The 12762-nt window shown below is 70.5% G+C and carries 8 protein-coding genes; 2 read left to right on the forward strand and 6 right to left on the reverse strand.

Annotated elements, in window-relative coordinates:
• Nucleotides 1–39 precede the first annotated feature (39 nt).
• From ABZV77_RS22315 to ABZV77_RS22330, 4 genes are all read right to left on the reverse strand, one after another.
• Complete coding sequence (locus ABZV77_RS22315) at nucleotides 40–1830, reverse strand: FAD-dependent oxidoreductase (RefSeq protein WP_356259451.1); 1791 nt, start codon at nucleotides 1828–1830, stop codon at nucleotides 40–42.
• A gap of 144 nt (nucleotides 1831–1974) precedes the next feature.
• A complete protein-coding gene (locus ABZV77_RS22320) occupies nucleotides 1975–3045 on the reverse strand; it encodes an ATP-dependent DNA ligase (protein WP_356259454.1) in 1071 nt (356 codons plus the stop codon).
• Between the two features lie 99 nt (nucleotides 3046–3144).
• A complete protein-coding gene (locus ABZV77_RS22325; protein ID WP_356259457.1) occupies nucleotides 3145–3678 on the reverse strand; it encodes a GNAT family N-acetyltransferase in 534 nt (177 codons plus the stop codon).
• Nucleotides 3675–5360 carry a nitronate monooxygenase gene (locus ABZV77_RS22330; protein WP_356259460.1) on the reverse strand — a complete coding sequence of 562 codons (1686 nt, stop codon included), beginning with the start codon at nucleotides 5358–5360 and terminating at the stop codon, nucleotides 3675–3677. Before ABZV77_RS22330 ends, ABZV77_RS22325 begins: the two co-directional genes overlap by 4 nt.
• Nucleotides 5361–5559: 199 nt before the next feature.
• Here ABZV77_RS22330 and ligD point away from each other — a divergent pair, with 199 nt between their 5' ends.
• The gene (gene ligD / locus ABZV77_RS22335; protein WP_356259463.1) at nucleotides 5560–6591 is read left to right on the forward strand and encodes a non-homologous end-joining DNA ligase; all 1032 of its coding nucleotides are present in this window, start codon (nucleotides 5560–5562) and stop codon (nucleotides 6589–6591) included.
• 107 nt (nucleotides 6592–6698) lie between these two features.
• Here ligD and ABZV77_RS22340 read toward each other — a convergent pair whose 3' ends face one another.
• Together ABZV77_RS22340 and ABZV77_RS22345 are read right to left on the reverse strand one after the other, a co-directional pair.
• Nucleotides 6699–8927 (reverse strand): family 16 glycoside hydrolase, encoded by a 2229-nt coding sequence (locus ABZV77_RS22340; RefSeq protein ID WP_356259466.1) that lies wholly within the window; start codon nucleotides 8925–8927, stop codon nucleotides 6699–6701.
• Nucleotides 8927–11452, reverse strand: coding sequence for a ThuA domain-containing protein (locus tag ABZV77_RS22345; protein ID WP_356259469.1), 2526 nt, complete (start codon nucleotides 11450–11452; stop codon nucleotides 8927–8929). Before ABZV77_RS22345 ends, ABZV77_RS22340 begins: the two co-directional genes overlap by 1 nt.
• 199 nt (nucleotides 11453–11651) lie before the next feature.
• Between ABZV77_RS22345 and ABZV77_RS22350 the strand changes: the two genes are divergently transcribed.
• Complete coding sequence (locus ABZV77_RS22350; protein ID WP_356259472.1) at nucleotides 11652–12749, forward strand: multicopper oxidase domain-containing protein; 1098 nt, start codon at nucleotides 11652–11654, stop codon at nucleotides 12747–12749.
• The last annotated feature ends 13 nt before the right edge of the window (nucleotides 12750–12762 follow it).

Below are 12762 nucleotides of genomic sequence, written 5' to 3' on the forward strand. Positions count from 1 at the left end.
CGGAAGTCCTACCCCGAACGCGGCCGGAACCGCATCTCCTCAGCCCAGATCGAGGGCGTTGCGCAGCCCGAGCCGGTAGCGGGTGCGGTCGTGGCGCTTGAGGGCCTCGACCTCGGGGACGCGGTACAGCGGCGTCACCGTGCACGGCGCGTGATCCGAACCCACCTGCTTGAGCAGGGCGTTGACGGCCTGGCGGGCCGACGCGTTGGCGCCCTCCATCGTCGCGAGGTCGATGTCCACGGAGACGTAGTCGCCCGAGAGGAAGAGGTTCGGGATCTTCGTGGCGGCCGATGGGCGGTTGTGGAAGGTGCCCACGGGGTGGATCAGGAGCTGGTCCTCGTTGGTGGGGTTCGGCGTGCCGAGCCCGTCGACGCCCGGATCGAGGAACCACGAGTGCAGCTTGCTGTCGCTGAGCACCGTCTTGCCGGTGTCGTTGAGGGCGGCCTTGAGCTGCGCCCACACCTCCTTGGCGACCTCCTCGCGGGTGCACTGCTTGGCCGTCTTGCCGTACAGGATCCCCGGTTTGTCCCATTCGGAGATGTCCACCGACAGGCACTCGACCGCGACGCCGTCGCCGTAGTCGGCAGGGAAGTCCCGCTCGGGCCAGTGGCCCGCCTGGGCGATGCCGGTCAGGGACCAGGGCGAGTCGATGAGGTTGAAGTGGCCCTTCACGACGGCCGGGCGCTCCGTCAGATAGAACTGGATGCCCGTCATCCAGTCCGTCTCCAGCTTGTCGCAGCGCGCCAGCTGGGGGTCGGCCGCCTTCATCGCGGCGCTCCACGTGCGGCGCGCGTGCTCCACGGGCATGGCCTGGACGTAGTGGTCGGCGGTGATGTCGCGGCGGGTGCCGTCGGGGTCCTCGACGACGGTCTTGGTGATGCGCCCGTCGCCGAACGCCAGCTCGCGCACGGTCCAGCCGATGCGGAACTCCACGCCGAGCGACGTGAGGTGGGTGACCCACGGGTCGATCCACGCCTCGTTGGTCGGCGCGTTCAGGATGCGGTCGGGCGGGCCGTCCGCGCCCTGGCCGAGCGCGTTGAGGACGAAGGCCTCGCCGAGCGTGCCGACGGTGCGGGTGCTGGCCTCCTCGGCCTTGGTCGCCACGATGTTGCGGGTCACGCCGATGACGAGGATGCGCTGGTAGTCCTTCGACATCCGCTCGGCGCGGGTGAACTCCCACCAGGGCGTCGACTCCCAGTCGTCGTCCCGGCGTTCGTCGCAGCTGGTGAAGAAGACGAGGGCGCGGTTCACGAAGTACGCGGCCTCGTGGGCCGGGAGGTTGGACGCGGTGTCGACCAGCGCGGTGAGCGCCCGCCGGATGTCGTCCAGGGTGAGCTTCTCCGGGTCGTGGCCCGGCCACGGGATCGGCAGCCGGATGTCCTCGCGGCCGGTGCGCGCGAACGACATCTCGCGGGGTGCGATCAGGTTGTCCCACACGCCGTTCGCGTTCCCGGGGAAGGGGATGCGGCGCATCGTGTCCGGGAGGTTGTGGTAAATGCCGGGGATGAAGCGGAAGCCGTGCTCGCCGGGCAGCGGCTTGCGGTTGCCCTTCGCGCTGTTCGGGACGTCCATGCTGCGGGCCTTGCCGCCGAGCGCCCTGCGTTCGTAGACGGTGACCGCGAAGCCGCGCTCCACCAGCTCGTGGGCCGCGGTGAGCCCGGCGACACCACCGCCGAGGACCGCCACGGACGGCTTGCCCCGCGGCGCGTCCGCGGCTGCCGCAGCAGGCAGTGTCCCTGCTCCCACGCCCAGCGCGGCCGCCCCGCCCACCGCCGCGGCCCCCGCGACGAACCCCCGCCGCGTACTTCCCTCGGCACGACTGTGCCCCATGCCCCGCCCCCCTTACCGTCGGTAACTGACGTGTCAGGCGCAGGAGCATACGGTCACGTTCGGAGGGGCGGAAGATACGTGGGAGCTGAATCGAACATTGGCGTGATCGGAGTGGTGCGTGGCGGGCCGGAGCGGCCCCGCCCGTCAGCCCGTTGAGCCCAGTACGTCGTCGAGAGCGTGCCGCACCGGCTGCTCCAGCTGTGCGTACGTGCAGCTCTCCGGGGTCCGGTCGGCGCGCCACCTGCGGAAGGCGGCCGTGTGGCGGAAGCGCCGCCCGTTCTCCATGTGGTCGTACGCCACCTCGCAGACCCGCTCCGGGCGCAGCGGCACCCAGGACAAGTCCTTCTTGCCCGACCAGCGGCTCGGGGCGCCGGGCATGCGGGCCGTCTCGTGCGCCGCCTCGTCCGCCCAGGACGCCCACGGGTGACCGGCCGCGGACTCCATCCGCAGCGGTGCCAGCTCCTCGACGAGCTCGGCGCGGCGCTGCATCGAGAACGCCGCGCACACGCCCACGTGCTGCAGGGCGCCCCCGTCGTCGTACAGCCCGAGCAGCAGCGAACCGACGATGGGACCGCTCTTGTGGAAGCGGTAGCCCGCGACCACGCAGTCCGCGGTGCGCTCGTGCTTGATCTTGAACATGAGGCGTTCGTTCTGGCGGTAGCGCAGGTCGAGCGGCTTGGCGATGACGCCGTCGAGGCCCGCCCCCTCGAACTGCTCGAACCACACCTGCGCCACGTCGGGGTCCGTGGTCGCAGGCGCCAGATGAACGGGCGCCGTGACGCCCGACAGCGCCTTCACCAGCAGGGCGCGGCGGTCGGCCAGCGGGGTGTCGAGCAGCGCCTCGTCCGCGAGGGCGAGGAGGTCGAACGCCACGAACGAGGCGGGCGTGCGCTCGGCGAGCGTCGCCACGCGGGACGCGGCGGGGTGGATACGCTCCGTGAGCGCGTCGAAGTCGAGGCGCCCCTCCTTGGCGATCACGATCTCGCCGTCCAGCACGCACCGCTCCGGCAGCCGCTCCCGCAGGGCGGCCACCAGCTCGGGGAAGTAGCGGGTGAGGGGCTTGCCGGTGCGGCTGCCGAGCTCGATCGCGTCGCCGTCGCGGAAGACGATGGCGCGGAACCCGTCCCACTTCGCCTCGTACTGCATACCCGGCGGGATCTTCTTCACGGGTTTGGCGAGCATGGGCTTCACGGGCGGCATCACCGGCAGATCCATGGTTCAAATCTATGCGGCGTCCACCCGGTCCGCCTGTTCAGCGCGTGCTCGGAAAGGCCAGGTCAGCGGCGCCCCGGACCGTGCCGATGCGGTTCCGGTTCAGGCCTCGTACTCGGTGAGGTCGATGGAGTGGACCTGCAGCGGGTGGCCGGAGACCGGGTGGGTGGTCTCGCGGTCCGGGACCATGCCGAGCTTCCGTACGACGTTGGCCGAGGCCTCGTTGCCGATCCGGTCGATGCTGATGACGCGGTCGAGGCCCCGGTCCTGGAGGGCGAACTCAAGGGTGGCCTGCGCGGCTTCCGAGGCGTAGCCCTGGCCCCAGAACTGGGAGCCGAGCCGCCAGCTGATCGCGATGTCCGGCAGGACCTCGGGCAGGAACTCGGGAACGAAGAGGCCGGTGAAGCCCGCGAGCTCGCCGGAGGCGAGGAGCTCGACGGCGAAGAGCCCGAAGCCCTCGTCGTCCCACTCCTCCTCCCAGCGCTCGATGGCCTCCGCGGTGTCGTCCAGGTCGTGCACGGGGCCGCCCTCGACCCACTGCATGACGCGCGGGTCCGCGTTGATCTCCGCCATGGGCGCGAGGTCGTCGTCGTGCCAGCGACGCAGAATGAGGCGGGGGGTGCGGATCTCGGTCATGGCCCCCATCCTGCCGAAGGCGGGACCACCTGCGAAATCGGCCCCCGTCCCGTCAGCCACTCCACCACCTCGACCGCCCGGTAGGTGCCGCCGTCCGGGCTCAGGTCCGCCAGGAAATCCAGGTCCTGGCCCAGGGTGACGACCGGCGGTTCGTCGCGTCCGGACGGGTGGCGCTGGCCGAGCCCGACCGTGGCCAGCAGCCCGTTGCACAGACAGAGTCGGCCCTCGGTGTCGGCGGCCGAGCCGCCCTTGCGACGGAAGGCGGCCTCCGGTTCGGCGGGGCAGCGGTAGCCGATCGCGCCCTTGGGCGTGCGGTAGGGGACACGGAGGTAGCCCAGGTCGCACACGTTGCGACGGGCCGTCCGGACCGCGGGGTCGGACAGGGTGCCCGGCAGCTCGGCGACCTTGAAGGGAAAGCCGGTGGGCGACGCCATCGGATCGTTGCGCACCCGAAGCGTCCCTGCGCGGGCCCGCGTCCGCAGCGCGTCGCGCAGACCGGGCAGCAGACCCGACTCCTCGCACAGCGCGAACGCACTCCCGACCTGCACCCCCGCCGCGCCGAGCGCGCGCGCCGCCGCGAGCCGTTCGGGGTGGGCGGCGCCGCCCGCGAGCCAGAAGGGAATGCCGAGCCCCGCCATCTTCGCGAGGTCGGGATGGTCGCGCGGCCCGTAGACGGGTTCGCCCTCCGCGTCGAGCCGGAGCGCCCCGCGGGGCGGAGCGCTGTGGCCGCCCGCGCCATGGGTCTCGATCACGAATCCATCGGGTGTCGTGGCTCCGTCGCGGGCCAGGTACGCGGCCAGGAGCGGCAGCGACACGATGGCGAGGACGTTCGGCCGCCGCAGCGACCGCAGTGAAGGCCGGGCGGGGCCGGGTGACGACGGGGCGACCGGGGGCCTCTCGGCCGGGGCGAGCGACTCGATCCGTACGTCTTGCACCTGCGCCCGCGCCGGTGTCCGTACCCGTCCCTGCCGCTCGCTCTCCGCAGACGCCGCCACCCCCCGGCAACCGGCCCCCTCGCCATCGCCCCCGCACCGACAGCCGCCCTGCTCCACCCCGAAGCCCACACGCCCCAGCAGCGCCACCGGATCGAAGTGATGGTCGTGGTCCTCCTCGGCCCCGTCGAGGCGGACCCGCACGGTCACCGGCTCCCTCCGCGCGAGCCGCCGCGCCAGCTCGGGCACGTGCCCCGGGACGCCCGCGCCCACCAGGACGCAGTCCACTCCCGCGAGGATCGCGCCGAACATGCCGGGGGCGAGGCCCAGTTGGACCTTCTCCAGGTAATTGATCCCCACCGGGCCCTCGTGCCCCTCCTTGGCCAGCCACACCTCCACGAAGTTCCCGAGCACGGTGAGCAGTTCGGCCTGCTCCCCGCGCTCGACCCGCAGCATCGGCTGCGCACGGAGGCGCTCTCCCGCCGCGACCCCGCCCTCGACGTAGAAACGGTCCAGGACCGCGCCCGCCAACTCCGGTACGGGAAAGGCCGCGAGGGCGCGGCGCACGTCACCGCCGGGGTCGCCGAGCTGGAGCCGCCGGGTGAGGAGTGCGTCGAGCGCCGTGCCCGACACGACGCCGAGCTGTCCGGCGGAGCTGACGGCGCGGGCCAGCCGCCACCCGGAGACACCGACGCCCATCCCGCCCTGGATGACCTCCGGCAGTTCCCCGCCCGCCATGTCCATCGGCATACCGCACCACCTTGCTGCTGGAGCTCCACAACCTACGGTTCCGTAGGTTCGGCCAGGGGTTCAGTCTTGGCCACCGAATGCCGGAGGCCACCCGCCGGAAGGCCCCACTGGTGGTGACCAAAGACCTCCTGGCGGTGGCTCTTGGGCCCCCGGGCGGCCCGATATGCGGAGAAGGGCAGAGGCGCCTAGCGTGGCTCGCATGGGTGCAGCGAAGGGCAGGAGCGCAGCCGTGGAGATCGACACGGGGGAGCGGACGGTGCGCCTCTCCAGCCCGGACCGGGTGGTCTTCCCCGAGCGGGGCTTCACCAAGCTCGACGTCGCCGAGTACTTCGTGGCCGTCGGCCCCGGCATCCTCCGCGCGCTCCGCGACCGCCCCACCACCCTGCAGCGCTACCCGGAAGGGGCGGCGGGCGAGTTCTTCTACCAGAAGCGCGCCCCGAAGAGCCACCCCGACTGGATCCCCACCGCCACCATCGCCTTCCCCAGCGGCCGCACCGCCGACGAGATGTGCCCCACCGAGGTGGCCGCCGTGATCTGGGCGGCCCAGTACAACACCCTCACCTTCCACCCCTGGCCGGTGCGCGGCGACGACCTCGACCACCCCGACGAACTCCGCATCGACCTCGACCCGCAGCCCGGCACCGACTATGCGGACGCGGTCCGGGCCGCCCACGAACTCCGCTCGGTGCTCGACGAGTTCGGCGGCCTCGAAGGGTGGCCCAAGACATCGGGCGGCCGCGGGCTGCACGTCTTCGTGCCCATCGAGCCGCGCTGGACCTTCACCCAGGTGCGCAGGGCGGCGATCGCGGTCGGGCGGGAGCTGGCGCGGCGGATGCCGGACGCGGTCACGACGGCGTGGTGGAAGGAGGAGCGGGGGGAGCGGATCTTCGTGGACTACAACCAGACGGCAAGGGACCGCACGATCGCCTCCGCCTACTCGCTGCGCGCCCGCCCGGACGCCCCGGTCTCGGCGCCCCTGCGGTGGGACGAGGTCGAGGACGCCCGCCCCGAGGACTTCGACCTCGCCACCATGCCGGGACGCTTCGCCGAGGTCGGCGACCTCCACGCGGGCATGGACGGCCAGGCCCACTCGCTCGACGCGCTGCTGGCCCTGGCCGACAAGGACGAGCGGGACCACGGCCTGGGCGACCTGCCGTATCCCCCGGAGTACCCGAAGATGCCGGGGGAGCCGAAGCGGGTGCAGCCGAGCCGGGCGAAGCACGAGGAGTGAGCGGCGGGCCCGGCTCGCAGGGGTCCCCGAGCGCCCGTGCACGACAGCGGCGCCGCCACCCCGGGCGGGGTGGCGGCGCCGAAGAGGAACACGGCAGAAGCCTGTGCCTACAGCTCCTTGATCCTGATGTCCCGGTACGAGATCACATCCGTGACCCCGTGCACCTGCACCCCGACATAGCCGGACGAGTAACGCCGCCCGTCCGTGCCCGGGTCGTCGCCGCGCGGCGGCGTGAACTCCTGGCCGCCCGTGTTGTCGAACTCGTTGATCAGGACGCCGTTGCGGTAGATCGAGTAGTGCTGGTCCACCACCTTGATCTCGTAGTCGTTCCACGTGCCCTTCGGGGTGACGCCCGCACCGGCGAGACCCACCCGGTCGAAGCCGTAGACGGACCCCGTCTTGTACATGTCGCCGTCAGGCCGGTCCAGGGCCTGGATCTCGTGGCCGTACTTGATGGCGACCCACTCCGGACGTGACTCCTCCGGGTGGTCGTGGACCTGCGGGAAGCGGACGAAGACGCCGCCGTTGGCGTTGCCGTTGCCCGGTGCGTCGTCCCGCCACTGGAGCTTCAGCGAGAAGTCGCCGTACTTGCGCTGCGGGAACCACAGCATGCCCATGCCCTCGACGGTGGTGCTGCTGGTGATCGAACCGTCCGCGTTCAGGCCGAACTTGCCGCCCCCGACCTGCTCCCACTTGTTCAGGGACGCCTGGGTGCCGTCGAAGAGCTTGCGGTAGCCCTCCGTCTGGCCGGGCTTGCCGATGCCGGACTGCTTGGCGGCGCGATTGATCTTGTTGTACTCGCGCTGGTCGATCTCACCGGCCTTCAGGAGCTTGTCCGTCACGCCCTTGACGTGCTTCAGGAAGAGCGCTTGCGAGGTCCACTCCTTCTCGTCCTCGATCATCTCGCCCACGCGGCAGCGGTTGTTCGTGACGCGGTTCGGGATGCCCGTGTCGACCGTGCCCACGAACACCGTCAACCGCTCGTCGAACTCGGGGCAGTTGGGGGCAGGCACGCCGCCGCCCTCGGCCACCGTGAAGGAGGCGGTCTTCGCCGGGGACGCGTTGCCCGCCTTGTCGCTCGCCCGGTACGCCACCGTGTGGCGCCCCGCGCGGTCGACGACGACCGGCGCCGCGTACGCGAGGTAGGGCCCGCCGTCCAGGGAGTACTCGACCTTGTCGACGCCCGAGTCGGCGTCCGTGGCGGTCACCGTCACCTTCGCCTTGCCGACGTAGGCGCCGTCCGAGTTCTTGTCGCCCTCGACCTTCGCCGACGTCTCCGGCGGTGTCTTGTCCTCCACGGGCGGTGCGACGACGGTGAACTCGACGCTCTTCTCGGCCGCCTGGTTGCCCGCCTTGTCGGAGGCGCGGTAGCGGACCTTGTGGGCGCCCGCCTCATGGACCATGACCGGCGCGGTGTACGCGGTCCAGGCGCCGTCACCGATCGCGTACTCGATCTTGTTGACGCCGGAGCCGGTGTCGGACGCGGTCACCGTGACCGTCGCCATCCCGACGTACTGCCCCTGGTCGTTCTTCTCGCCGCTCACCGTGGCCGACGTCTCCGGCGGCGTCTTGTCGTCCGTCGGCGGCGCGACGACCTTGAAGTCGGCGGCCTTCTCCGCGGACGCGTTGCCCGCCTTGTCGGTGGCCCGGTAGCGGATCTTGTGGGTGCCGACCTGGTTGACGACGACGGGCGCGGTGTACGGCTGCCAGGCGCCGTCCGCCCCCACCGCGTACTCGATCTTGTCGACGCCCGAACCCTCGTCCGTCGCCGTCACGGCCACGGTCGCCGAACCGACGTACGCGCCATCGGCGTTGGTGGTCCCCTCGACCTTCGCCGAGGCCTCCGGCGCCTTGGTGTCCTCGCCGCCGCCCTCGGTCACGACCAGGATGCCCTGCATCGACCCGTGGCCCGGGATGGTGCAGTGGTAGCGGTAGCGGCCCGGGGTGAGCGTCACCTCGGCGGTGTGCTTGCCGCCCTTGTCGTCATTGGGGTTGGCGAGGATGTTCAGCGTGACGTCGTTGTTGTACTCCGGGTCGGAGGTGTCGAACGTCAGCGTGTGCGGCATGCCGGTCGTGTTGCCGGTCGCCTCGCTGTTCTCGAAGACGATCGTCGTCGGGCCCGCCACCGCCGTGGTGGGCGCCGACTTGTACTTGGTGATGTCGTTGTCGGCGGTCCAGTTGAGCGTCTGCGCCTGTGCGGAGAGCCCGGAGTTGTCGGTGCGGGCCGTCGCCGCCGTGGACGTCAGGCCGAGCACCATCAGGAGCGCGGCGAACAGCGCTGTGTACAGTCTTCGTTTCCGTATGGTCCGGATCGTGCGAGAGCTGGGGGAACGCATCACTCCGCCTTCCTGGCCAGGTCGTCGGCGGCCGGTGTCGCCGCCCCGCCCTTGTACGTCACGCGCCACAGCGCGGACTTGGGGTCCGAGGTGAAGAAGCCGCGGCCGTAGTCGAGGACGTACAGCGAGCCGTCCGGCGCGAACTTCCAGTCCATGAGGTTCTTGATGCCGTCGTTGCCGATCGGAATGATCTTCTTCAGCGATTCGGCGTGGACGGGCAGGCCGCCGTTGCCGACCGTCTTCGGATCCGTCACCACCGCGTGCCGCGGCTGGTCGGAGTCGTAGAAGTCACCGACGAACCACTTGCCGTCCCAGTAGGAGGGCCATTTGTCGGCGCTCGCGTTCGCCGCGTCGAAGCGGTAGACCGGGCCGTTCATCGTGGCCTGGCCGCCGCCCTTGAGCCACGGCAGGAGCGTCTTCTGCTCCTCCGTCTTGTAGCTCGGCACGCCCTTCGCGTCGCGCGGGTAGTCGACGCCACCGCCCTGCGGCGAGTACCAGATGTTGTTCGGCTCGGCAGGCGGGATGTTCACCAGGCCGTCGTTGTTGGGCGACTCGTTCTTGAGGTTCTTGCAGTCGTACCAGCCGAGCGGCTTCGTCGGGTCCGGCAGATTGCGGTCGCGGTAGGGCTGGTTGTTGCCCATGCAGTACGGCCAGCCGCGGTTGGAGGCATGGGTGATCGCCGCGAATGTGTCGTACTTGGCGGGCCCCCACGTCGTCGACGGCGCGCCCGCGTCCGGGCCGACCCAGCCCGCGTACAGCGTGTCCGTCTTCTTGTCGATGGAGATGCGCGCCGGGTTCCTGACGCCCATCACATAGATCTCACCGCGCGTCTTGCCGCCGCCCTCGTCCGGCTCCTTGCCGGTGAAGAGGTTGCCCTGCGGGAGCGTGTACGTCCCGTCGGCCTCCGGGTGGATGCGCAGGATCTTGCCGTTGAGGTTGTTGGTGTTGCCGGCGGTGCGGCGCGCGTCGGCGAACGAGACGCCCTTGAAGTTCGGCTGCGGGTTGTTGCCCGAGTAGCCGTCGGTGAACCCCGAGGAGTTGTTGTCACCGGTCGCGATGTAGAGGTTGCCCTTGGAGTCCCAGGCCATCCCGCCGCCCGCGTGACAGCAGCTGTGGATCTGCACCGGCCACTTCAGGAGCACCTTCTCGCTGCCCATGTCCAGCTTGTCCGTGCTGCGGTCGAGCGTGAACCGGGAGACGTAGCGCTCGGCCATGTGCGTCTCGCGGTTGATCTTCGAGTGGGGCGTGTAGTGCAGATACACCCACCCGTTCTGCTCGAACTTCGGGTCGAGCTCGATGCCGAGGAGCCCCTCCTCGACCTTGATCAGCTCGTCGCCGCCGCCCTTGTTGCCGAAGACGGTCAGCGCGCCCGCGAGCGTCGACTTCTTGGTCTTGGGGTCGTAGACGTGGATCTCGCCCGTGCCCTTGCCGACGTCCGGCTTGGTCCAGTCGGTGACGACCGGCTGGGAGGAGTCGGCGCCGCCGCGGCCGATGTAGAAGACCTTGCCGTCGGGCGCGGTGACCAGCCCGTGCGGCTCGCCGATCTGGTCGTTCTTGCCCGGCTGGTTGGCCTGGGTGAGCCGCTCCGCCTTGTAGTTGGCGTTGATCGTCGCCTGGCAGTCGGCCCGCGCGATGCGGGTGGTCCACAGCAGGGCGCCCCGCAGATGGCTGCGGAAGTCCGCTTCGTCGTACGAAGCCGCCGTGCCGCCCATCCCCGTGTAGAAGGAGCGGCCGCCGTCGTAGTCCCGGCACCAGGACACGGGGTGGTCCCAGCCGTTCTTGCCCGCGCCCGGCTGATACGTGGACTCGCGCACCCGGGCGACCGTGTGCACGTCGCCCGAGGGGTTCTTCGCCCAGTTCAGCCACCGGTCGGGGCGCTTCCACTGGAGGGGCAGGTCCTTGGTCGCCGGGTTCTCGCGGTCGCCGACCTCGACGGTGGCGCGCTGCACGTCCGTCGGGCTCGCGTCGGCGGGACGGGCGCCGATCAGGCCGGTGAACCAGTTCGAGTACGGCTCGGCGCGGGCCGCGTCGTGGATGCCGAGGAAGCCGCCTCCGGCCTCCATATAGGCCTCGAGGCCCGCCTCCTGCTCGGGGTCGAGGACGTCACCGCCGCCGGTGAGGAAGGCCACGGCGTTGAACTTGCCGAGCCTCCGCTCGTCGGTGAAGACGGACGCGTCGTCCGTCGCCACGATCTTGAACCGCTGGGCCGCGGGGCCCGTCTGCCCGATCTTCTCGATGGCCTCGATACCGGCGTTGACGACGGGGGACTCGTCGCCGCCCGCCGCCGAGCCGTGGAAGACCAGGACCTTGACGTTGGCCCCGCCGGGCGGCGAGGGCAGGGACATCGTTGTCAACGGCGGTTCGGGGAACGGCCGCGCGGAAGCGGCCTGCGCGGAGAGCGCCCCGGTGACCAGGGCGCCGGACAGCAGCGCGGCTGCCCAGGCCCGGCGTTTGCGGTCCGGTCTGCGTCGATTTCTGCTCAACCCTCGTACGGTCAAGGGCCTTTGATGCGGTGTGCGCCGCATGAGTACACCCACCCCTCGTCGGTCACAGCAACAGCGCCGACGAAGCTAGACCTCTTTTCGCGCCTCGCCAATAGGTATCACCGCGATAGCACCAACTTTGTCCTGCGTGTGGATAAACAAAGATCCGGCCGATACCGTGTGGCCGTCTCGGGGGCCTCCTGCGCCCCGTCAGTCTCCGTACCGCAGTGGGGAGTTCGTCATGGACCGACTGAACCGACGGGATCTGGACAGGCGCAGCTTCAACCGTCGGATGCTCGTCGGCGGCGCGGCAGCGGCGGCCGGGGTGACATCGTTGTCGGTGGCGAGTGCGCCCGACGCGAGCACGGCCGAGGCGCCGCCGAAGACCGCGCCCGCGGGCGGCGAGGTCAAGCGCATCAAGATGTACGCGGAGAAGCTCGCGGACGGGCAGATGGGGTACGGCCTGGAGAAGGGCAAGGCCTCCATCCCCGGCCCGCTCATCGAGCTGAACGAGGGCGACACCCTGCACATCGAGTTCGAGAACACGATGGACGTGGACGCCAGCCTGCATGTGCACGGCATGGACTACGAGATCTCCAGCGACGGCACGAGACACACCAGGAGCCATGTCGAGCCGGGCGGCAAGCGCACGTACACCTGGCGCACGCACGCGCCGGGCCGCCGCAAGGACGGCACCTGGCGCCCCGGCACCGCGGGCTACTGGCACTACCACGACCACGTCGTCGGCACCGATCACGGCACCGGCGGCGTGCGCAAGGGCCTCTACGGCGCGTTGATCGTGCGGCGCAAGGGCGATCTGCTGCCGGACAAGACGTTCACCATCGTGTTCAACGACATGACGATCAACAACAAGGCGGGCCACGACACCCCCGCCTTCGAGGCCACCGTGGGCGACCGCGTCGAGTTCGTCTCGATCACCCACGGCGAGTACTACCACACGTTCCACGTGCACGGTCATCGCTGGGCGGACAACCGCACGGGCCTGCTCACCGGCCCCGACGACCCGAGCCAGATCCTCGACGACAAGATCACGGGCCCCGGCGACTCCTTCGGCTTCCAGGTCATCGCGGGCGAGGGCGTGGGCGCCGGGGCGTGGATGTACCACTGCCACGTGCAGAGCCACTCCGACATGGGAATGGCGGGGCTGTTCCTGGTGAAGAAGGCGGACGGGACGATCCCGGACTATGAGCCGCACCATGCGGCGGCGCCGAAGTCGAAGTCGTCATCGAAGTCGTCATCGAAGTCGTCCGCGAAGCCGCCAGCGCAGTCGGAGTCCTCGTCGAGCGATGCCGCCTCCGGGGAGCACGCTCACCACTAGAGGGTCCATGGGG

Source organism: Streptomyces sp. NPDC004732 (assembly GCF_040609235.1).
Classification (GTDB): Bacteria; Actinomycetota; Actinomycetes; order Streptomycetales; family Streptomycetaceae; genus Streptomyces.

Bases quoted from the DNA above. Each gene is read 5' to 3' on its own strand.
- ABZV77_RS22315 (WP_356259451.1), bottom strand. From the start codon at position 1,830: ATGGGGCACAGTCGTGCCGAGGGAAGTACGCGGCGGGGGTTCGTCGCG.
- ABZV77_RS22320 (WP_356259454.1), bottom strand. From the start codon at position 3,045: ATGGATCTGCCGGTGATGCCGCCCGTGAAGCCCATGCTCGCCAAACCC.
- ABZV77_RS22325 (WP_356259457.1), bottom strand. From the start codon at position 3,678: ATGACCGAGATCCGCACCCCCCGCCTCATTCTGCGTCGCTGGCACGAC.
- ABZV77_RS22330 (WP_356259460.1), bottom strand. From the start codon at position 5,360: ATGCCGATGGACATGGCGGGCGGGGAACTGCCGGAGGTCATCCAGGGC.
- ligD (WP_356259463.1), top strand. From the start codon at position 5,560: ATGGGTGCAGCGAAGGGCAGGAGCGCAGCCGTGGAGATCGACACGGGG.
- ABZV77_RS22340 (WP_356259466.1), bottom strand. From the start codon at position 8,927: ATGCGTTCCCCCAGCTCTCGCACGATCCGGACCATACGGAAACGAAGA.
- ABZV77_RS22345 (WP_356259469.1), bottom strand. From the start codon at position 11,452: ATGCGGCGCACACCGCATCAAAGGCCCTTGACCGTACGAGGGTTGAGC.
- ABZV77_RS22350 (WP_356259472.1), top strand. From the start codon at position 11,652: ATGGACCGACTGAACCGACGGGATCTGGACAGGCGCAGCTTCAACCGT.